The organism is Rothia sp. 27098_8_27 (assembly GCF_041432805.1).
In the GTDB taxonomy this organism is placed as follows: Bacteria; Actinomycetota; Actinomycetes; order Actinomycetales; family Micrococcaceae; genus Rothia; species Rothia mucilaginosa.
This window is the reverse complement of the sequence record NZ_JAPWAJ010000005.1, coordinates 30,915-51,440: the sequence shown is the minus strand read 5'-3', so window position 1 is coordinate 51,440 and position 20,526 is coordinate 30,915. Positions and strand designations below refer to the sequence as shown.

19 protein-coding genes and 1 pseudogene are annotated in these 20,526 nt (G+C 59.7%); 7 read left to right on the top strand and 13 right to left on the bottom strand.

What is annotated here, in order from left to right; all coding sequences use genetic code 11:
• Nucleotides 1-246 precede the first annotated feature (246 nt).
• Nucleotides 247-1,833 carry a DHA2 family efflux MFS transporter permease subunit gene (locus O3675_RS06670; protein WP_371571663.1) on the bottom strand — a complete coding sequence of 529 codons (1,587 nt, stop codon included), beginning with the start codon at nucleotides 1,831-1,833 and terminating at the stop codon, nucleotides 247-249.
• Between the two features lie 265 nt (nucleotides 1,834-2,098).
• On the opposite strand from O3675_RS06670, the gene O3675_RS06665 reads away from it, so the two are divergent.
• Nucleotides 2,099-2,416, top strand: coding sequence for an acylphosphatase (locus O3675_RS06665; RefSeq protein WP_303938200.1), 318 nt, complete (start codon nucleotides 2,099-2,101; stop codon nucleotides 2,414-2,416).
• Nucleotides 2,417-2,433: 17 nt separating this feature from the next.
• On the opposite strand, the gene O3675_RS06660 is transcribed toward O3675_RS06665, so the two are convergent.
• A complete protein-coding gene (locus tag O3675_RS06660) occupies nucleotides 2,434-3,084 on the bottom strand; it encodes a GNAT family N-acetyltransferase (protein ID WP_371571661.1) in 651 nt (216 codons plus the stop codon).
• Between the two features lie 226 nt (nucleotides 3,085-3,310).
• On the opposite strand from O3675_RS06660, the gene O3675_RS06655 reads away from it, so the two are divergent.
• The 3 genes from O3675_RS06655 (at nucleotide 3,311) to O3675_RS06645 (ending at nucleotide 5,025) form a co-directional block, all read left to right on the top strand.
• Nucleotides 3,311-3,892: a peroxiredoxin gene (locus O3675_RS06655; RefSeq protein ID WP_005509190.1), complete on the top strand. Its 582-nt coding sequence runs from the start codon at nucleotides 3,311-3,313 to the stop codon at nucleotides 3,890-3,892.
• A 3-nt stretch (nucleotides 3,893-3,895) separates the two neighbouring features.
• Nucleotides 3,896-4,426 carry a carboxymuconolactone decarboxylase family protein gene (locus O3675_RS06650; RefSeq protein WP_049327399.1) on the top strand — a complete coding sequence of 177 codons (531 nt, stop codon included), beginning with the start codon at nucleotides 3,896-3,898 and terminating at the stop codon, nucleotides 4,424-4,426.
• A 158-nt stretch (nucleotides 4,427-4,584) separates the two neighbouring features.
• A complete protein-coding gene (locus O3675_RS06645) occupies nucleotides 4,585-5,025 on the top strand; it encodes a GNAT family N-acetyltransferase (protein WP_371571659.1) in 441 nt (146 codons plus the stop codon).
• A gap of 138 nt (nucleotides 5,026-5,163) precedes the next feature.
• On the opposite strand, the gene O3675_RS06640 is transcribed toward O3675_RS06645, so the two are convergent.
• Both O3675_RS06640 and O3675_RS06635 read right to left on the bottom strand, forming a co-directional pair.
• On the bottom strand, nucleotides 5,164-5,808 hold the full coding sequence (locus O3675_RS06640; protein WP_371571657.1) for an L-alanine-DL-glutamate epimerase: 645 nt from the start codon (nucleotides 5,806-5,808) through the stop codon (nucleotides 5,164-5,166).
• 97 nt (nucleotides 5,809-5,905) lie between these two features.
• Nucleotides 5,906-7,032 (bottom strand): annotated as a pseudogene (locus O3675_RS06635) (multidrug effflux MFS transporter).
• Between the two features lie 452 nt (nucleotides 7,033-7,484).
• On the opposite strand from O3675_RS06635, the gene O3675_RS06630 reads away from it, so the two are divergent.
• On the top strand, nucleotides 7,485-8,276 hold the full coding sequence (locus O3675_RS06630) for a trimeric intracellular cation channel family protein (RefSeq protein ID WP_371571655.1): 792 nt from the start codon (nucleotides 7,485-7,487) through the stop codon (nucleotides 8,274-8,276).
• Between the two features lie 99 nt (nucleotides 8,277-8,375).
• On the opposite strand, the gene O3675_RS06625 is transcribed toward O3675_RS06630, so the two are convergent.
• The 9 genes from O3675_RS06625 to O3675_RS06585 all read right to left on the bottom strand — a co-directional run bounded on the left by O3675_RS06625 (nucleotide 8,376) and on the right by O3675_RS06585 (nucleotide 17,992).
• Complete coding sequence (locus tag O3675_RS06625; protein WP_005509186.1) at nucleotides 8,376-9,125, bottom strand: amino acid ABC transporter ATP-binding protein; 750 nt, start codon at nucleotides 9,123-9,125, stop codon at nucleotides 8,376-8,378.
• A complete protein-coding gene (locus O3675_RS06620) occupies nucleotides 9,118-9,792 on the bottom strand; it encodes an amino acid ABC transporter permease (protein WP_005509185.1) in 675 nt (224 codons plus the stop codon). Before O3675_RS06620 ends, O3675_RS06625 begins: the two co-directional genes overlap by 8 nt.
• A 22-nt stretch (nucleotides 9,793-9,814) precedes the next feature.
• The gene (locus tag O3675_RS06615) at nucleotides 9,815-10,633 is read right to left on the bottom strand and encodes a transporter substrate-binding domain-containing protein (RefSeq protein ID WP_311469068.1); all 819 of its coding nucleotides are present in this window, start codon (nucleotides 10,631-10,633) and stop codon (nucleotides 9,815-9,817) included.
• Between the two features lie 483 nt (nucleotides 10,634-11,116).
• The gene (locus O3675_RS06610; protein WP_070615447.1) at nucleotides 11,117-12,115 is read right to left on the bottom strand and encodes an Abi family protein; all 999 of its coding nucleotides are present in this window, start codon (nucleotides 12,113-12,115) and stop codon (nucleotides 11,117-11,119) included.
• 320 nt (nucleotides 12,116-12,435) lie between these two features.
• Nucleotides 12,436-12,942, bottom strand: coding sequence for a CoA-binding protein (locus O3675_RS06605; protein ID WP_005507272.1), 507 nt, complete (start codon nucleotides 12,940-12,942; stop codon nucleotides 12,436-12,438).
• Nucleotides 12,942-14,402: an O-acetylhomoserine aminocarboxypropyltransferase/cysteine synthase family protein gene (locus tag O3675_RS06600; RefSeq protein WP_371571652.1), complete on the bottom strand. Its 1,461-nt coding sequence runs from the start codon at nucleotides 14,400-14,402 to the stop codon at nucleotides 12,942-12,944. Before O3675_RS06600 ends, O3675_RS06605 begins: the two co-directional genes overlap by 1 nt.
• Before the next feature lie 410 nt (nucleotides 14,403-14,812).
• The gene (locus tag O3675_RS06595; RefSeq protein ID WP_371571650.1) at nucleotides 14,813-15,733 is read right to left on the bottom strand and encodes a YwqG family protein; all 921 of its coding nucleotides are present in this window, start codon (nucleotides 15,731-15,733) and stop codon (nucleotides 14,813-14,815) included.
• Nucleotides 15,734-15,774: 41 nt separating this feature from the next.
• Nucleotides 15,775-16,686 (bottom strand): YwqG family protein, encoded by a 912-nt coding sequence (locus O3675_RS06590; protein ID WP_371571649.1) that lies wholly within the window; start codon nucleotides 16,684-16,686, stop codon nucleotides 15,775-15,777.
• A gap of 286 nt (nucleotides 16,687-16,972) precedes the next feature.
• Entirely contained in the window at nucleotides 16,973-17,992 is a 1,020-nt protein-coding gene (locus O3675_RS06585) for an ABC transporter substrate-binding protein (protein ID WP_371571647.1), read from the bottom strand.
• 123 nt (nucleotides 17,993-18,115) lie between these two features.
• Between O3675_RS06585 and O3675_RS06580 the strand changes: the two genes are divergently transcribed.
• Nucleotides 18,116-19,405 carry a FecCD family ABC transporter permease gene (locus O3675_RS06580; protein ID WP_371571645.1) on the top strand — a complete coding sequence of 430 codons (1,290 nt, stop codon included), beginning with the start codon at nucleotides 18,116-18,118 and terminating at the stop codon, nucleotides 19,403-19,405.
• 25 nt (nucleotides 19,406-19,430) lie between these two features.
• Nucleotides 19,431-20,483 carry an iron chelate uptake ABC transporter family permease subunit gene (locus O3675_RS06575; RefSeq protein ID WP_049340173.1) on the top strand — a complete coding sequence of 351 codons (1,053 nt, stop codon included), beginning with the start codon at nucleotides 19,431-19,433 and terminating at the stop codon, nucleotides 20,481-20,483.
• The last annotated feature ends 43 nt before the right edge of the window (nucleotides 20,484-20,526 follow it).

Here is a 20,526-nt window from a genome sequence, read left to right as displayed (position 1 = left end):
GGTGCGGTGGTCATATGTGTCGCTGTCGCCGGTGTGCAGCCGGTGTGCCGCAAGTGAGCACGGCGTTTAAAAGACAGCGGGTCACTGCCGAACCCTCCGGTGGAGGCAAAGGAACCATTCTTGGCTCCCCTTCTGTTCGACGGTGACCCGCTTCATCATACACAGAGCGTATATAGCTTGTCCCAGTATTTGCACCGTATCTCAGGCTATGCACCGCTTATGCCGTAAAAGCGCTCTGATAAGCCTCTATTTAGTGTTTTCTGCCTCAGACTCTGCCCCAGCGTTCTGTGCGGCGCCCTTCGCCTCGGAGGTCTTCATGGAGGCATAGAACAGGCACACGACCGCACCCACTGCCGCAGCAACCAGCGGAAGCATCATGGAATCCGCCATTGCCGCCGCGTAGGGTTCACGCAGAATCTGCGGAAGTACGCCGCCTCCAGCAGCACCGCCGTGAGAGCTACCGCCCGCCGCAGCAGCAGGGCCCAACGCGGACAGGTGCGAGGTAATTGCAGAAGCCATAATCGTGGTAATCGCAGCCGACCCGAGCACCGACGCCATCTGGCGGGTCTCGTTGTACACGCCCGAACCGGCACCGGCACGCTGCGGCGGCAGGTTACGGGTCGCCGACACCGACAGCGGACCCCAAATGCAGGCGTTTGCCGCACCCAGAATAATCATCGGGCCAACCATCAGCCACAGGTTGCCTTCCGCAACCATCGTCGGGCGCAACAGAGCAAAACCAACAACCATCAGCGTAAAACCAATCACCGCAATCCACTTCGGGTCGTTACGGTTCAGACGCGCACCCACCACCGGTGCCAACGCACCCGAGAACAACGCCATCGGAGCGGTCATCAGCGCGGCCTGGGTCGGGTCCAGACCCTCCACCTGCTGCAGGTACAGGGTCAGCGGGAACGCCATGCTGATAGCAACCACACCCATAGCGGAAATAGCCACATTCGACACGGAGAAGTTACGGTCACTGAAAAGGCTCAGCGGAACCAGCGGCTCACGCGGGTTAATGGCCTGCCACCCGATGAACAGGCCCAGCACCAGAATGCCGGCAATAATCAGACCCCACACGCTCACCGCAATACCGGTACCCATAAACGAGTCAGTGATGGTGCCCCAGTCGTAGGTGGCGCCTTCCTGAATACCGAAAACCAGCAGGAACAGGCCGACCGCCGAAAGCACCACACCCAACCAGTCGAAGCTGTGCTTCTTCTGCTCGAACACCGGCACGTTACGCCACGCCAAGAACAGGCCGACCAGGCCAACCGGAATGTTGATGAAGAAGATCCAGCCCCAGCCAAGGGTGTCCACCAGCACGCCGCCCAGAATCGGGCCGACCAGCGAGGCGACACCCGCCGTCGCACCCCAAATGCTCATGGCGACACCGCGCGCATTCGGCGGGAACATCAGCGTAATCAGAGACATCGTCTGCGGGGTCATCAGCGATGCGCCTAGGCCCTGCACCACGCGGGCAGCGATGAGCGATTCAACGTCCGCCGCCAGACCACACCACAGGGAGGCGAGCGTAAAAATACCCATACCAATCATGTACAGGTTCTTCTGACCGAAGCGGTCACCCATACGACCGGTAATGAGCAGCGGCACCGCATACGCCAGCAGGTAGGCGCTCGTCACCCACATACCCGCCGACAGGGACGCCTCCAAATCCTGCAGCATGTGCGGCAGGGCGATGGTGACGATATTGCCATCCACCAGGATCATGAAGAAGCCAACAACCAGGGACCAGAGAGCAGGCCAGGGCTTGTAGGGTGCCTTCGCCGGGTTACCGACGAGAGGCGCTTTTTTAGGGCGTGAACTCAATGATCCTCCAGGGGATGGGTTGTATGCGGGTAGATGCCTGTGTGTTCAGCGTTGCCGCTAAGTGAATGTCCCTAATGTTACTCCTTTTCAGGGCGCAGCTTCGGTTGCTTTACCCTTATTCAGCTCTTCACGGCGTGTGTGCGCGGCAACCAGGCGACAGGCACCCCGCACCCTCTAGACTGAAGCTATAGAAGCTAATCCGGGCGCCACCACCGGCGCTCACCCCCATCAGACCACTCACAATGAGATGACCCCGGGAGGACCCATGGGTTTCTTTGATTTCTTCACCGACCGCACCCCGGCAGAACCCGCCGAAATCCGCCTCGTCGCTTTCGTCAGCGGCAAAGTGCAGGGTGTGGGTTTCCGCTGGTGGTGCGCCGGAACCGCCAAGCCCATGGGCCTGACCGGCTACGCCGAAAACCTCGACGACGGGCGCGTGAAAGTCGTCGCGGAAGGTACCGCCGCCTCCTGCGCTCGCCTGGTGGATGTGCTGCGCGGTGACGACACCGCCGGGCGCGTGGATGAGGTACTCGTCGAGTGGGAGGAGCCGAGCAGCTCGTTCCGCGGCTTCGGCATTCGGTAGCTAGATAGCCTCCGAGCCTAGTTAGCCCAGAGCGCCGCGAATTGCGCGCGGGTCATATCGGCGCGGCGTACCCGATGCTGCACCGGGTGACCGTTCTCGTCGGGGCGGCCGGAGTTCGGGTCAATATCGTCGTAGATGCCGGTGAAACCCGCTTTAACCGCCACTCGTTCGGATGCCTCGTTACCCGCCAGGGCGGTCCAGCGGACGGTATCAAGACCCAACCCGAGCGGGTCGAAAGCGTAGCCGAGGATGGCTTGCAGCGCCTCGGTCATGTAGCCCTTGCCGCGCGCCTTCGGGGCGGCGTAATAGCCCAGTTCGGCGCGGGTTCCGGGGCTTTCGGGGGTACCGTCAGCCAGGCGCAATTCAATGGTTCCGGCAAACACGCCGGAAGCGTCAATCGCCCAGCGCTGGATCTGCCCGGCGGCAATCTGGCGGGCAGTGGTGAGCAGGTAGTCCTCGGCGTCGGCGCGCGTGTAGTTCAAGGGAATGCGGGTGTAGCGGAGGGTTTCTTCGTCGCGGCAGGATTCCACGATGTTGGGGATATCCGCCTCGCGCAGGTGGCGCAGGGTGAGGCGTTCGGTAATGAGTTCAGGCTGGCTGGGCTCTACATATTCGCTGTGTTCTGAGAAGTCACTGTGTTCTGGGAAGTTACTGTGTTCGGGGGTCATGATTCGAGCTTAACCCCTGGGGTTTGTGCGCCGGAAAAGCTTTTGTGAGCATCCTAGAATGCTCGGTGATGCAAATCATAGTTAAACACTTCTGTTTTAATGCGTCATCACTTGATTATTATGAATTATTCATAATAAAATAGTTATCGAGCCCGCCCAATGGGCACCATTTAGAACAAGCGCCGCGCAACGAATCCGCGCGGCACAAAGCAGAAAGAAGAACACTATGGCAGTTCTGACCATCGGCGACCAGTTCCCCGCATACGAGCTCACCGGCGTTGTCCCCGGTAAGCTGGCTGACATCGAAGCAACCAAGCCCGAAGACTACTTCACCACCGTCTCCTCCGAGGGTCTGGACGAAGACACCTGGCGCGTCGTCTTCTTCTGGCCGAAGGACTTCACCTTCGTTTGCCCCACCGAGATTGCAGCATTCGGCAAGCTCGCTGACGAGTTCGAGGCACGCGACACCCAGGTGATCGGTGTTTCCGTTGACAACGAGTACACCCACTACGCATGGCGCCGCTCCCACGAAGAGCTCGTGGACCTGCCCATCGTCATGGCATCCGACCTCAAGCGCGAACTGACCGCAGCACTGGGCATCCTGAACAAGGACGGCGTTGCAGACCGCGCAACCTTCATCATCGACCCCCACAACACCATCCAGTCGGTCTCCATTACCGCTGACTCCGTCGGCCGTAACACCGACGAGGTGCTCCGCCAGCTGGACGCACTGCAGTCCGACGAGCTGTGCGCATGCAACTGGAAGAAGGGTGCAGCAACCATCGACGCATTCAAGGAGATGAAGTAATCCATGAGCATCGATAACCTGCGTTCGGCTCTGCCTTCCTACGCGAAGGACATGAACCTCAACCTGTCCTCCCTGCCCCGCATCACCTCCCTGTCCGAGCAGCAGCTCTGGGGCGCAATCCTCGCAACCGCAGCAGCAACCAAGGTTGACTCTGTTGTTGTTGAGATTGCTGCAGAGGCTAAGGAGCACCTGAGCGACACCGCTTACGAGGCTGCTCTGGGCGCTGCATCCATCATGGGCATGAACAACATCTTCTACCGCACCCGTGGCTTCCTGAACGGTGCATACGATGACCAGCGCGCAAACCTGCGTATGCAGATCATCGGTAAGAACGGTGGCATTGAGAAGCTGGACTTCGAAATGTTCGCTCTGGCAGTGTCCGCAGTCAACGGCTGCTCCCACTGCGTTGAGGCTCACGAGCACACCCTGCGTGAAGAGGGCGCAACCAAGGAGCAGGTCAACGACCTGATCCGTATTGCTGCAACCCTCGGTGGCGTGGCACAGGGCATCCAGCTGGCTGAGGCACTGGGCTAAACCCACTAAGCGTTAGAGCTTGAAACAAGCGGCGCATCCACCCCTTTACGGGTCGGATGCGCCGCTTACTTTATGCCCAGATTATGCCCTGCACTAGCTAAAAACGTGTTGGACGGCAGTTCCCTAACTCCCCCGATCTGGCGCTATACAATGCCTGTATGCGGTACTGTATTTTGGACTCCACCAGCCCCCTTCCCAGCGTGGAAGAACTTACTGAGCTTTACGATTCTGTGGGCTGGAGTGCCTATACCAAAACGCCCGAACGCCTCATCCCGATGGTGGAAGGGTCCCGGTATCTCTACACCGCACGAGAGGCAACCACGGACGGAACGGGACGGCTCGTCGGGCTAGTCCGCGCCGTCGGGGACGGACACTCTATCGCCTACATTCAGGATCTCCTAGTGCATCCGCACGCCCAACGACAGGGCATTGGTTCTGCGCTTCTAAAGCGTGTCATTGAGGACTTTGACCGAGAAGACATTCGACAGCGACTCATTACTACCGACACCGCTAGTGATCACGCCATTGCGCTCTACAAACGCTACGGCTACGCCCCCGTAGAGGCAGCAGGATGCATCACCCTTGCATGCTATCGATAAGGCAATTCTCATACGGCTCGACCCGTTCAGGCTAACTGAGGCACTGGGCTAAACCCACTAAGCGTTAGAGCTTGAAACAAGCGGCGCGTCCACCCCTTTGCGGGTCGGATGCGCCGCTTTGTTTTAGCTACTTTTGTTTCAGCTGGTCGCCGAGTCCGCTCGCAGGGCGGCATCCCAGCCGTTCGCCAAGCGCGTCGCCGCGGCCACCAGAGCCATCAAATCCTCGGCGTACACCGGGGTCGAGCGCACGCCCGCACACCAGTCAATCGTGCCCAAACCCAGCCAGGGCTTACCGGGGAAGAACTCGCGCCGCAGCGCCACACGGCGCTTACCCAGGGCGCGGCGACCCGGCACGTACCCGCCGCGGCTGATGAACAGCGCCTCGCGACCCTCGGACTCCACCAGCACCTCCAGGGCCCTCAACGCAGGAACCCAGCTCGGCTCCCCCACGCTCGCCAGGTCGGCCAGTTCGGGATACTCGCTCTCGTGCTCCGCCACGCTCACGCCCAGGATGTACTGGTAGCGCACCTGCCCGAGCTCCTGCGGCAGACCGCGGTCGGCGGTCTGAATCGTACCGCACAGGTGCCGAACGACCGGCTCACCCTCGGCGTTCACGCCGGCCAGGGGCTCGCCGTCCTGGTAGATTGCGGGGCCGTCCAGGTAGAGCCCCACCGCGCCGGTACCCGTGATGTTGGGGCGCACCGACCAGCCGGGAAGCGCCTCCTCCAGGCGGGGCACCACGCCCCGCAGGATTTCGAAAACTTCGTCACGCGATACCGTCACGGCGGCTCCTTTCACCTTACGCAGATAACGATTTGCGATGTGGCCCGGTCTATCAAACGACCGGGCCACATGCCTCTAGTATTCGTTTAGACCCAGCTTAGCGAGCGCTCCGCTTACGGGAGGGTAGCCACACCATGAGCGCCGACAGCGCCGCACCGGCAAACATCATGATTGCCATAGACTCCACCGCATTCAGGGGGCTCAATGCTAACAGTAGCGAAGAAATGATGCCGCTACCGTACTGGAAAGAACCCAGCAGCGCCGCAGCCGTACCGGCGATAGCGGGCTCCACCGAGTTCAGCGCCGCGGCATTCGTGCAGGCAGCCACCACACCGTTCATGCCAAACACGAAGAACACCGTGACCACCACACCCAGCAGGCCACCCACACCGGTCACGGCGGTGGTAGCAAGCGCCACACCCGCCACAGTGGCGACCAGGGTCGCGACCTTGAGGATGCCGCGCAGGCTGTAGCTCTTCACCCACCGCTTGTTGAAAGCGGTCAGGCTCATCACGCCAATCATGTTCATGCCGAACAGCAGACCGTAGTAGCGCGGGTCCACGCCGAAGTGGGTGATGTACACGGTCGAAGAGTTCGTGATAAACGCGTAAATGGAAATGTAGTAGAAACACACGCACAGCACGTAACGCATGAACGGGCCGTTCTTAAAAAGCACGGGATAGTTCACGAACGCCGAAAGAATCGAGCCGCTATCGCGCTTAGCCGGGGGCAGGGACTCGGGCAGGAACAGAATCAGCCCGAATATAACGAGCGCTACGGCAGCAATAGCCCAGAAAGTCCAGCGCCAGCCACCACCAGGAAGCCACCCATGAGCGGCCCGAGAATCGGGGCGAGCGCCATAATCAGCATGAGCGTGGAGAGCACCTGCGCGGCGCGAGTTCCCTCGTAGAGGTCACGCACGATAGCGCGCGCCAGCATCGGGCCGGTGCAGGCACCAACCGCCTGCAGAATACGGGCGATGATAAGCTCCGGCATGGTGTCAGCAACAGCACACCATGCGGCGCCGAGGGCAAAAACAATCATGCCCGCAGAGAGTGGAATCTTACGGCCCACACGGTCGCTCACCGGGCCCAGAATCAGCTGCGCAGACGCGAAACCCAGCAGGAAGCTGGTAATCATGAGTTCTTCGCCGGAACCGAGTTCCGCGGTGATTTCGGGAACGCCCGGCAGGAAAATATCCGTTGCGAGGGCAGTACACGCCATGAGAGCGCTGAGCGTGATGTACAGCAGAAGGGTGCGTTTCGTCCCGTAGCTATCTGGATGAGTGGGGGCAGAAGAAGATGAGGTCATAAACCCTAGATTCTATGAACTATATGATCGTGAATGTTGTGTGTCGTACCTACCGCCCCCGACTGTGCGCACCACAAAATAGTGAGGTCGCGCCTCACAGCATTGGGGGGTGGAGATTCACTCATTCTACGCCCATCTTTTAGCGCGCCCACAAGCTTCTCCGTTACGTCTCAGAGCTCGTCATGAGCACCTTTCAACTAGGAGCAGAGGCAGCGGCGGGTCTACAATAAATCGGTGCCAATTCAGGTACGCGCACAGGCAGACAGAGCCGGATGCGGTGATAACGTCGTCACCCGACCCCCCGTAGCGCGCACTTCCCCTACCGACACCCACAGCACACGCATCACGTACGCAGGAGAACGCCCATGCACGAGCTCTTTGACCCAGATCAGGTATTCCGCATCGTCGACATTGCCGCCGTTGTCGCTAACGGCCTGCTCGGTGGTGCTGTAGCGCGCGCCTTCCGATTCGACATTGTGGGCTTCCTGCTGCTCGCGGTCGCCTGCAGCATGGGCGGCGGTATGATTCGTGACATCCTACTGAACTCCGGACTGCCCGTGGCACTCACTGACGGCGGCTACTGGGTGGGTGCTATCGTTTCTTCCATCCTTGCGTACAGCATCGATTTGAGTGCCCGCTGGGCGACCCGAACCATGCTCGTTGTCGACTTCGTTGGCATGGGATGCTGGGCTGCAACCGGCACCATTAAGTCCCTGAATTTGGGCCTGCACTGGCTGCCCGCCATCGCCCTGGGCATCACCACCGCGGTCGGTGGCGGCGTTATCCGTGACATTATGGTCAACCGCATTCCGGCGATCTTTGGCGGCAACTCCCTGTACGCAACGGTCGCGTTTATGGGTGCTTCTGAAACCGCTCTGGTAACCGGCTTGTTCCACCGCCCTAACCTGGCGATGGCACTGTCTATTCTCTTGTGCCTGGTGTTTGGTGTGCTCTCCCATATGAAGAATTGGCAGCTGCCGACCACCCCGGGCGGCCTTCAGGTGCACCGCCCCCGCCTGCTCACCTTCTTCAACCGTGAAGAGAACTCGGTTCAGGATGAGGGCTGGTCGCCGGGTAATCCGCTCACCGACCAGCTACAGGTGGTCAGTCCTGAGCAGCTGGAGGAGTACCGCCGCTCGAAGAAGCTTTCAGAGTAGAACGAATATATGCTGAATATAGAATATGGGCTGGTTTCCGCACGTCAGATGATTATCTGACCGGCAGAAACCAGCCCATATTTACTATATGCAGTACGACTAAATCGTGTACTCGGTGCTGTCGTACACCGTCAAGAACTTACGGATACGCTCATCATCCGAAGCAAAGAAACCGGCCGGCTCACCGTTATAACGCAGGGTACCGTTCTCCAGGAACACGATACGATCCGCGACCTTCTTCGCAAACGCCATATTGTGCGTCACGATGACCAGGGAGCGGCCCTCCTTCGCCAGCTGCATGAGCACGCGGATCACCTCCGCCTCCAGCTCGGGATCCAGCGCACTCGTCGGCTCATCAAAGAGCAGGTAGGAGGGTTCCAACGCCAAGGCGCGGGCAATCGCCACACGCTGCTGCTGACCACCCGAGAGAGCGTCCGGGTAGGAATCCACCTTGTCGGCAAGACCCACCTTCGCCAGCAGCTCGCGAGCACGCTCCTGCGCCTGCTGAGCATTCAGGGTGCCGTTGAGGGTCGGGGCGAGCGCCACGTTCTTCAGCGCCGTGTAGTTCGGGAACAGGTTGAACTGCTGGAACACCATCGCCGACCGGGAACGAATATCACGCACCTGCGCGTCGGTGAGCTTCTGGCTGTAATCCACCTGCGCGTCGTCAATGGTGAGCGTGCCAGACTGCGGGGTTTCCAGCAGGTTCAGGCAGCGCAGCAGAGTGGACTTACCGCTACCGGACGGGCCCAGAATCACCGTGGTCTCACCGTCGGGGATGTCCAGGCTGATGTTCTTGAGCACCTGCGTATCGCCAAAGCTCTTCGACAGGGAATCAACGCTAAGCATTGTTGCTCCTCACGTAACGGTTGCTGTACTTCTCCAGCGCCGACTGTGCGGCGGTCAGCAGAGTGAAAATCACCAGATAAATGATGGCGACCTCGGAGTACATTGCCAGCGGCTCGAAAGTACGCGACGCGATCTGCTTACCGGTCTGGAACAGGTCAACCATCGAAATGACCGACACCAGCGAAGTGCCCTTAATCAGGTCGATAAAGTTGTTGCCCAGGTTCGGCAGCGCAATACGCACCGCCTGCGGAATGACCACGTGGCGCAGGGTCTGCATGCGGGTGAAGTTCAGGGTTGCCGCCGCCTCAAACTGGCCGCGCGGAATAGCCGCCACCGCGGAACGGAACGTCTCCGCCACGTACGCGCCGGTGTGCAAGCTCATCGTGATGATCGCGGCACTCCACACGTCCAGGGCAATACCGACCTTCGGCAGGCCGTAAAAGACGATGAACAGCTGAACCAGCAGCGGAGTGCCGCGGAAGACCCAGATATACAGCCAGGCCAGCCAGTTCACCGGGGCGAAGCGGCTCGTACGCGCACCAGCAGACACAATGCCCACCAGCAGCGCCAGCGCGAAGGAAATCAGCGACAGCGGAATAGTCACTGCCAGGGTCGAGCCCAGCAGCTGAGGCAGGGACTCAGCCCAAAGATTCAGGTAGCGTTCCATGAACGGAACTCAGCTCCTTTAATTAGTTCTTCGGGGAGAGGTCTTCGCCCACGTACTTCTCGTAAATCGCCTTGATGTCACCGTTGCCCAGGTGCTTCTTCAGCGACTCGTCGATAGCGTTACGCAAGGCGTCCTGGCCCTTAGGCAGCAGGATGGAGGAGTTGCTACCGGTGCCCAGGTCACCGGAGAGCAGGCGCAGGTTAGCGTCCGGGTGCTCCTTGAAGTACTCAGCGAAGGACACGGAGTCGTTCGCGGTCATCTCTGCACGGCCCGAGAGGACCTGCTCGATAGCCTCGTCGAAACCGGAAACAACCACGATCGAGGCGCCCTTCGCCTCCACCATCTTACGGAAGTTCGAGGTCTCAGACTGCGCCGAGGAGTGACCGGAAATCTCGCTCACGTTCTGCAGGGAGGAGTCCTTCTTCACGGCGACCTTCGGCTCGGAGTACAGGTAGGGTACGGAGAAGTCGTACTTCTGCTTACGCTCGTCGGTTGCAGAAACGTTGTTGATGACGATGTCGTAGCGGTCAGCGTCCACGCCGGCGATCAGCGAATCCCAGGGGGTTTCGGTGAACTCTGCGGTCACACCCAGATCCTTAGCGACCAGGTCGATGATTTCCTTCTCGAAACCGACCAGGGCGCCGTTCGAGTCGTGGAAGGAGAAGGGGCGGTAGGTGCCCTCCAGGCCCACACGGATCTTGCCGGCAGATTTGATAGCCTCCAGCTTGTTGGTGCTGGATGCGGTGCTGCTGCTGGACGAACCGCACGCTGCGAGCAGTGCAGCCAGGCCGGTGAAGGCGGTGCCTGCGAGGACGGTGCGGCGGTTAATCATTGCGGACATGTTTCTTCCTTTGCGTCGTAGTCGATGCTCTTGTAGGTGCGGGTTGTCACTCTGCGCTAACCCGGGGGCATCATGCGGTGTGCCCCTTACTCTGCGGGTACAACGCTGGCTATCGTACAGCTATTCCCGGTGGGAAAGAATTCAACGTAATATTCCGTCACAATCTGCAAGAGAGGAAAACCCGGCGGTCGGTACGCGTGTGTGCTGAGTACCGGCCGCCGGGCTCCACACTAGGATACCGGCTCAGCACCCCAGAACATAAGGGTAGGTTTACCTTAAAGCTGAACTGCCCTCCACTAGGGGCGATGCTGCGCCCTCAATCTCGCCCAAACACGCCGGATGCCCTGCCGGGCACTACACCCGGCACTACACCGGGCATTACACCGGGCATAGAAGGAGGGGCGTACCCGGGAATCACCCCGGGTACGCCCCTCTCTTAGTCCCACGAGAACGCCAGCATCATAATGCAAGGTAGCTGCAGGACTATCGCTGTTTTTCGAAGATTTTCTGCGAACCTACGCCAACGCAGTAGCTTTGATTCTGCTCCACTAGAGCCTTTATCGCGTCCCAAGCTTCCCGCTGACGACGAGCGTTTCCCTGCAGGAGAGCAACGTTAGCGAAGCTGACCAGCATACCCTTCCGGTCCGCCTCGCGGAGGTCCTTCTTAAAAATTTTTGGCTTCGCAGAGGTGTCAGTCGTTGGCATCATCCAGAGACGAGAACCATGAGCTACCCGGTTTCTCAGAGTGGTTAGAGACTTAAGACGGCCCTCAAAGTGCTTATGGTTTATCCCCATATATTCCGCAGTCTTTTTATAGAGCATCATCTTTTCAATGTCTACAGATTCCTCTGCAGCGACTAAGATGCTCTGACTAACTGCACGAGAAAGAACCCCCATAGAGAACGAATCCACAACTGACCATAGAGGGAGTTCTCTCTGCATCTTTTTTCGAAGCTCTTCGATATCTCCCCAGTCTTCCAAATGTTCCAACCGTGTGTGGGGATCTCTAGAGCAAGATTTCCACCATTTTTCAATCCGCTCACGAACATAGGGTTCACGGTATCGCAGGATATGCCGCATCATATCCCTTGTGAGTGTTTCCCCCGTCTTGTTCTGATTCGTAGAGTAATAAGCATCTGGATTGAGATACTCGAAGGGGCTACGTTCATCACAAAAAACATGCACCCATGCGGTACGTAGCGCCTGCTCAGCCTGCCTTAAGTAGTTATAGATTAATGATGAAACTTGTGTATCCATACGGACTATATCCAAGACTTCTGAAAGGGCTGGCTTACCTGGTATAGCCCCTTCTTTCTTGAGTTTATGGTAATTACGGCAGTACCCCAACAAATAGTGGAAATTTGTATATTCCAACATGTCACTGTCGCCGCTAGCCAATACAGGTTCCTCAGAAAAATATCCTTTAGACACCATATATTCCAGCCTTTTCTTAATTGAAGGCAGAAATACTTGCGTTTCCATACGCACAGTCTTGATGCTCCTTGCTTTTAGTTCGCCGTAGAACCAAGTACGTAAAAAAGGACCCCCTCGAGATGCGCTTAGGTAAACCCAGAGGCGGAGGGGGGGCTGTTACTACAACAATAACACTGAGCCGCTCTCTCCTCAAGGAGACTCGGCATTTTATCCTGTTACCTTCTGGTTACTTATGTCACTGTACCACTATCAAAGAAGGAGGGGCGCACCCGGGATGGTCCCCGGGTACGCCCCCTTCCATTCAAACGCTAACGAGCGCCTGATTTTTTGTAATTACAAGCCGCAGCGGCTTACACAGCACAGGCTGCTTACTTCGACAGCACCTGACGCTTCGAAGAAATCACGCCCGTGTTGAAACCAGCCAGGTGCAGGCCACCGTGGAAACGCGCATGCTCAATCTTCACGCACTTATCCATCACCACGTTCAGGCCGGCTGCCTCACCAATCGCGGCAGCCTCCTCGCTCCAAGAGCCCAGCTGCATCCACACGGTCTTCGCGCCCAGGTCAACAGCCTCCTGAACCACGCCCGGCAGGTCCTCATTACGGCGGAAAATCTCCACCAGATCCGGAACCTCCGGCAGGTCCTGCAGCGCCGGGTACACCGGCTGACCCAGCACAAGCTTGCCCTTCGCCGCCAGAATCGGGTTCACAAAATACAGCTTGTACGGCGACGCCGACTGCAGATACGTTGCCACAAAGTACGAGGCACGCGAAATCTTATCGCTCATACCCACAATCGCGATCGTGCGGGTATTACGCAGAATGTTCAGACGCTCAGGGGCGGAAGGACCCACCCAGGTACGCTTCTCAGTCATTACTTCTCCTCCTGAGTGGTAGTAGGCAGGGAGCAGGATGCGCCAGCAGCAGCCTCAGCGGCGGCAGCGTCCTCGGCGGCCTTAGCGGCGGCGACCGCCTCCTCAGCCTCCACAACCTTGTCTGCGCTGGACTCGCCCACACGCTCACCGGCGTGGTTCAGGCCGGTTGCGTAGGTCAGCGCCTGATCCAGGTCCCAAATGATGTCTTCAACGTCTTCCAGACCCACGGAAATGCGGATTAGGTCCTCACCGACACCGCCAGCAGCCAGCTGCTCAGCGGTCAGCTGCTGGTGCGTGGTCGAACCCGGGTGCAGCACCAGGGTGCGGGCGTCACCAATGTTCGCCAGGTGGCTTGCCAGCTGCAGGGCGCCAATGAACTCGCCACCGACCAGGCGGCCGGAAGCCTTCTCGGTCGCCTTCACGCCGAAGGAGAACACGGAACCGACGCCCAGCGGCAGCAGCTTCTTCGCGCGCTCGTGGTGCGGGTGGTCTTCCAGACCGGCGTAGTTCACGTAGGCGATACGCTGATCCTCAACCAGCCAGGCGACAACCTGCTTAGCGTTCGCCAGGTGCGCGTCCATACGCTGCGGCAGGGTCTCAACACCCTGCAGCAGGTTGAACGCGGACTGCGGGCTCAGCGACGGACCGAAGTCACGCAGCTGCTCAGAACGCAGCTTGGTCAGGAAACCGAACTCACCGAAGTTACCCCACCAGGACACGCCGTTGTAGGAGGGAACCGGCTCGGTCATGGACGGGAAGTTGCCGTTACCCCAGTTGAAACGACCGGACTCGACGACGATACCGCCGAGGGTGGTGCCGTGACCGCCCAGGAACTTGGTGACCGAGTGAATGACGATGTCCGCGCCGTGCTCGATGGGGCGGATTAGGTAGGGGGTGGACAGGGTTGCGTCCACGACCAGGGGGATGCCCGCCTCGTGGGCGACCTCTGCGAGGCCTTCCAGGTCGGCAACCTCACCGGAGGGGTTCGCCACGATCTCGGTGTAGATCGCCTTGGTGTTCTCGGTCAGTGCCGCCTTGTAGTCGGCGGGGTCGGTGCCGGGCACGAAGGTGGTCTCAATGCCGAAGCGGCGCAGGGACACGTCCAGCTGGGTGACGGTGCCACCGTACAGCTGGGAAGAAGCCACAATGTGGTCGCCCTGCTGGCACAGAGCCGCGAAGGTGATGAACTCGGCAGCCATGCCGGAGGCGGTCGCTACCGCACCGATGCCGCCTTCGAGGGAGGCGATGCGCTCCTCCAGCGCGGCGACGGTCGGGTTGGACAGGCGCGAGTAGATGTTGCCGTACTTCTGCAGGGAGAAGAGGTTCGCGGCGTCGTCAGCGTCTTTGAAGACGAAGGAGGTGGTCTGGTAGATGGGGACCGCGCGGGATCCGTGCTCGGCGTCGGGGGTGCCGCCCGCGTGCAGTGCGCGGGTGCGGAAGCCGAAAGTGTGTTCAGCCATTGGTTTGCTCCTGGTGTATCTGCCCGCCGGGGATGGGCGGGGATTCGATAGTGGCTCGACTTTATACTGTGCCACCCGCGGCGGGGTGCACCAAGTGCGGGTACCTATATGTCGTTTATTGCGGATTATGACGGGGCTATTTTTGGTGAGCGGGGACTGCCGTACGGGTCTTAGCGGGGCATCATATCAGCCGTCATAACAGAAGTTGTTATGACGGTTGTTATGATGCGCGGTCAATGAGACCGACAGGAATGCCCAGTTTTAGCCTGCAATTCCGGTGTTTTCAAAATTCTAAGAGTGATGAAGACAGCGCATCATAACAACATCATGACAAGTCTTGCCATGATGTTGTTATGACGTTGCGAAGAATAAATTCACAACATTCCTGCATAAAGTTGTACCGCTAATTCTTAGCCGCAAGCCCACTCAAAGACGACCTGCGAGAAGTCGCGGGCGGCAAGCGCCTCCGGAGTAATCAGCCAGTTCGCCGCACCGGCGTCACCCCACATGATCTCAATCTCCTCGTCTTCGTTCTCCTCGTTCTCCGATTCGGAGACGATAGTCAGCAGGTTCACCGTGTGGCCGCGCAGCTCCTTGAACTCGTCGCGCGGGTCATTCTGCACGAAGTACGGGTATCCGCCCATGTGGGAGTACTCTTCATCCGATTCGAAAGGCTCCGTCAGCTCATAGATGGCCTCGCGGCGCGGCTGGTTCCTGTACGGGTTCTCGTGCGCTTCGGGCAGCTTCTCATCCGGGTAGGTTTCATCCCACTTCGCGCCGAAAACGTCGTAGTAGTCGTAGCCGGAGGCGGTCACACCCTGCTCGCGCACCTCAAAGGTCACACCGTACTCAATCTCGAGCGGGCCGCTCTCACAGTCGAAACCGCCGATGGGCCAGCCGCCCTCATCCCAATCCACGTTCGGGAACGGTGCATCCGGGTTCGGCTCGCCCAGGGTCTCGTAGTAGATAACGCGATGGTTCTTCTGCGACAGCGGGTTCTCGTAGTCGTAACCCCACATGCATTCGTCATCGTTCGGGTTAATCCAGAACTGCAGCATGCCAGTGGTCGGGAAAAGGTCGTTCTCGGGCAGGTCAGCGCAGTTAATCTGCGCAATCATACCCAGCGGCTCACCCTTCTCATTGGTCGGCGGCAACTCGCCAGCGGGCAGGTACGGGCGGCCACCAAACTTGGAGGCAGTCTGCGGAAGCGGCTCAGCGGGAACGAAAGGCTTCAGGGCGATAGCCTTCTTGCGGGCACCCTCCTGATTGAGCAGGTCAATAACGTGCTTCACCTGCTTTTCGATGTCCTTAAAGGGCTTGTTGTCGAGCATCTTAGAATCTCCTCATTGATGATGTGAAAGTAGTACGGTGCCTAGCCGCAAGCCCACTCAAAGACGACCTGCGAGAAATCGCGGGCGGCAAGCGCCTCCGGAGTAATCAGCCAGTTCGCCGCGCCGGCATCACCCCACATCACGTACACGCCCTCCTCAGCGTCCTCGCCCCACTCCGACTCGATGGTCAGCAGGTTCACCGTGTGGCCGCGCAGCTCCTCAAACTCGTCGCGCGGGTCCTCCTGCACGAACGAGGGGTAGCCGCCGATATGCGAGTAATCCCTCTCCTCCGATTCGAAGGGTTCCAGCAGGTTGTAGGAGGCGTCATCGCGTGCGTTCGGCTCTTCGGGGAGCTTCTGGTCCGGGTACATCTCGTCCCAGGCGTCAGCGAACTGGTCGTAGATTTCGTAGCCGCCGTCCAGGAAGCCCTGCTCCCAGGTCTCGAAGGCAAGTGCGTACTCGGTGGTTGCCTCAGAAACATCCATGCCCTCAGGTCCCAGAGGCCAGCCGTAATCACCCCAGTCGATGGTCGGGAATGGAACCGGGAACTGCACATCCGGGTTCGGTTCATCCAGCGTCTCGTAGTAGACAACACGGTGATTCTTCTGCGAAAGAGGGTTCTCGTAGTCGTAACCCCACAAGCACTCTTCATCGTTCGGGTTAATCCAGAACTGCAGCATACCGGTCGCCGGGTACAGGTCATTCTCGGGCAGGTCGGCGCAGTTAATCTGCGCAATCATGCCCAGCGGTTCGCCCTTCTCATTAGTCGGTGCGGATTCGCCAGCAGGCAGGTACGGGCGGCCACCAAACTTGGAGGCGGTCTGCGGCAGCGGCGCATCGGGGCGGCTTACCTTCAGGCGAATCGCCTGCTTGCGAGCGCCACGCTCGTTGAGCGCGTCAATGACGCTGCGTGCCTGCGCCAGGGTCTCTTCGGAGGGGTTATTCATCGGCATGATGTACTCGTTTCGTCGGTGAATTAATCGGTGTGAAATGTTCCGTGTGAAGGCGTGAGGCAACGGTACCGCGGCGCCTTCTACCCCCATTAGACCCTATTTCGGGCGGGCGCGCACCGGTTTCGGTCACCCGTGCAGGTCACCCGTGCATCCGGCGGGCAGAAACGCTGGTGCAGAGCGTGCAGAAAGCCCCGCCTCCTCACCCTCGCACAATATGCGCGCGGGGTAAGTAGACGGGGCTTTCCGGTGAGTCTCTCACGACTCTCTACACGAGATGACGAAAGGCTTAGAGCGCCTTCTCGATGGTCTCCAGAACACCGAGCGCGGCAGCCGGGCCAGCGTTCAGGAAGAACATGTCAGCATCCACGCTGTGCGCGTGCTTCTCGGTAACAGCCTTGAGGGTGCTCCACAGTGCCTCACCGGTCAGCTTGGACTCGTCGCCGCCCTGCACACCGTAGAACAGGTAGTCGCCATCAGCCTGGTCAAGCTGCTCGGAGCTCAGGTCGATGGAGGTCTTCTCAACCTGCGCAGCTGCGGGACGTGCCAGGGACGCATCCGCGCAGATGGAGCCCACAAACGAGGACTTCGCGAAGATGCGGGTGCGGTCAGCGGAAGCGTACAGGAAGGAGAAAGTCTTCTCGCTGCCGGTCTTCTGACCGACCGACTTCGCCTTGGTGTTGTACTCCTCCATGAGCTTCTCAGCCTTCTCGGTGGTGCCCAGCGCGGCGGCAATCAGCAGGAAGTCCTGCTTCCAGTTGATGCCGGTGCCCTCGGTGACCACGGTCGGCGCGATCTTGGCGAGGGACTCGTACAGCTCGTCCTTCTTGTTGGTGTTGTTGATAAGGATCAGGTCGGGCTTGAGGTTTGCGATGGCCTCAACGTCCGGGTCGGTGCGCTTGCCGACCTTGGCAATCTTGTCGAGCTCTGCGGACTTATCGGAGAACTTGGTCTTCAGGTAGGTGGGGACCAGGTCGGCGTCACCGGCAGTTGCCGCGCCGACGGGTACGATGCCCAGGGAGAGCACGCCGTCGAGCTGACCGGTGGAGAGAATCACGACCTTGGAGGGTGCGGATTTGATGGTGGTTTCACCGCGGAAGTGCTTGACGGTGCGGGGGAATTCGCCGTCAACAACGGTGGTGCCCATGCCGGAGGGCAGGGCGGAGGGTGCCACCTTCTTACCGGTCGCAGAAGCAGACGCGGAGGAAGAGCCGGAAGTGTTGGAGGAGCCGCATGCCGCCAGGGCGAGGGCACCGAAGGAACCGAGTGCGAGTGCGCCGAAGGAGCGGCGGGTGATCTTGTTCGTCATATTTGCCATTTTATTAGGATAACCTCATATATGCATATGCGATACTTAATACTCATCTATTGATACGTTAAGCATCCTCCGTCCGCACGGGAGCGCACCGCTCCCCCACCACCTCCAAGGCATATGACCCCACAGACCACCACCCCTTCCGGACCCGCCGTCAGCGAAGGCTCCACCGTCAGCGCTGCCTCCCTGGCGAAAATTCGTGCCCTCTCCGCTTCTTCGGACGCCGTATCTGGCGCCTCCTCGGGCGGTCAGGGCGGCAAGTCTATCTCGCGTCTGGCGGTTGCGCTCATTATTGGCGGCGTTCTGCTGGTGCTGCTTTGCGCCCTGTCGTTTACGGTGGGTTCGCGCCTGTTCACCCTGGACCGCTCGATTGACGGTTTCCTCCACCCGGAGGCGAACACCATCGAGTCGAAGCTGATTTGGGCGAAGCGTGCCCCGCGTACCGCCGCGGCGTTGCTGGTGGGTGCCGCGTTGGCGGTGTCGGGTGTGCTCATGCAGGCGTTGAGCCGTAACCCGCTGGCTGAGCCGGGTCTGCTGGGTGTGAACTCGGGTGCTGCCGCCTCCGTGGTGGTCGGTGTGGGCGTTTTTGGGGTGTCGTCCCCGTTCGTTCAGCTCTGGCTGGCGCTGGCCGGTTCGGGTCTGGCGGCGGCGCTGGTGTTCGTCATGGGCCTGGTGGATTCTAAACCGAACCTGGATTCGACGGCGCGTCTGGTGCTGACGGGTGTGGCGGTGAATGCCTGCCTGGGCACGATTACCGGCATTATCACGATGTTTAATTCGAAGGCTTTTGATTCGCACCGTTTCTGGGTGGTGGGTTCGCTGGAGAACCGCACCTTTGAGCAGGTTCTCTCGGCGCTGCCCTTTGTGGCATTGGGTATGGTGCTGTCGTTCATGCTAATCGGTCCTCTGCGTGCCCTGGCACTCGGTGAGGATGCGGCAGCCGGCTTGGGCGTGCCGGTGACGATGGTGCGTGGCGCGACGATTATTGCAATCATGGCGCTGTGTGGTGCGGCGACTGCGGTTGCGGGCCCAATTGGTTTTGTGGGTCTGGTCGTGCCGCATGTGGTTCGCCTGCTGGTGGGTTCCGATATTGCACGCGTGCTGCCGCTGTCGCTGGTGTACGGCCCGGTGTTGGTGCTTGCCTCCGATATTTTGGGTCGCGTTCTGGTCATGCCCAGTGAGCTTGAGGTGGGTATTGTGACCGCCTTTATTGGTGCCCCGGTGCTGATGGTTCTGGTGCTGCGTTTGAGTGCCGGTGCGCGCGGTGCGAAGAAGAGCCGCTTGGGTTCGAAGGCGCAGGCGCACGACGAGGCGGGCCCGGCTCACGTGTCGGAGCACGGTGCGCATCGTGCTCACCGCCCTGTTGTGGGTGGTTCGTCTGGTTCGACTGGCGTATCTGGTTCGTAGGTCCCGGTTTCTGAGAGGTTTTATTGTGAGCGTTGTGTCTCGTTCTGTAGCCGGGTCTGTTGTTGCCGGGTCTGTGCGTATCCCTGGGCGTTACCGCACCCCTATTCCGCGTACCCTGCTGGTGGTGGCGGTGCTCGTGGTGGCGGCGGTCGCCTCCCTGGTGTTTGGTAGTTATCAGATGAGCCCTGATCAGGTGTTTCGCCTGATTTTTCAGGGTGAGGGCACGGAGATTGAGCGTCAGCTGGTGTTGAATCAGCGTCTGCCGCGTATGCTTGCCGCCGTGGTGGTGGGTGCGGCTTTGGGCTTGTCGGGCGCTATTTTTCAGTCGGTTTCGCGTAATGCTCTGGGTTCGCCGGATATTATCGGTTTCACGGTGGGTTCGGCGACCGGTGCCCTGTCTGTGGTGCTGATTGGGTCGTTGAGTTCTACCGGCGTGGGTATGGGCATGGGCGCTATTATTGGCGGTTTTGCGACGGCGGCTGTGGTGATGCTTCTGGCGGGTGTGCGCGGTGGCGCGACGATGGGTCAGAAGATGGTGCTGATTGGTATTGCGGTGAGTGCGATGCTCAGTTCCGTAAATGATTACCTGATTACGCGCGGTGATTTGGAGAAGGCGGAGGCGGCGAAGACCTGGCAGCACGGTTCGCTGAATGCCCTCTCATGGAACCAGATGTCGGTGCAGGCGGTGCTGTTGCTGGTGGCTATTCCGCTGGTGCTGATGCTGACGCATCGCCTGCGCGTCTTGGAGCTCGGCGACGATTTGGCAGCGGGTTTGGGTCTGCCGGTGAAGAGGACCGTGAACATGCTGGTGGCGGCCGCCGTACTCCTGGTGGCTGTGGCGATTTCTGTTGCCGGCCCGATTGGTTTCTTGGCGCTGGTTGCCCCGCAGATTGCGCGCCGCCTGTGGAACACTCCGGGTATGGCGATGTGGCATTCGGCGTTGCTGGGTTCGGTAATTTTGGTGCTGGCTGATTTTGTGTCGGCTCGTGCGTTGGCGCCGTTCCAGATTCCGGTGGGCCTGGTGACGGGCGCGTTGGGTGGCGTGTATATGCTGTGGTTGCTGTACCGTCAGCGCTAGTTGCGCCGTCTTACTCCGTATGAGTGACCGGGTGTTCCCCACT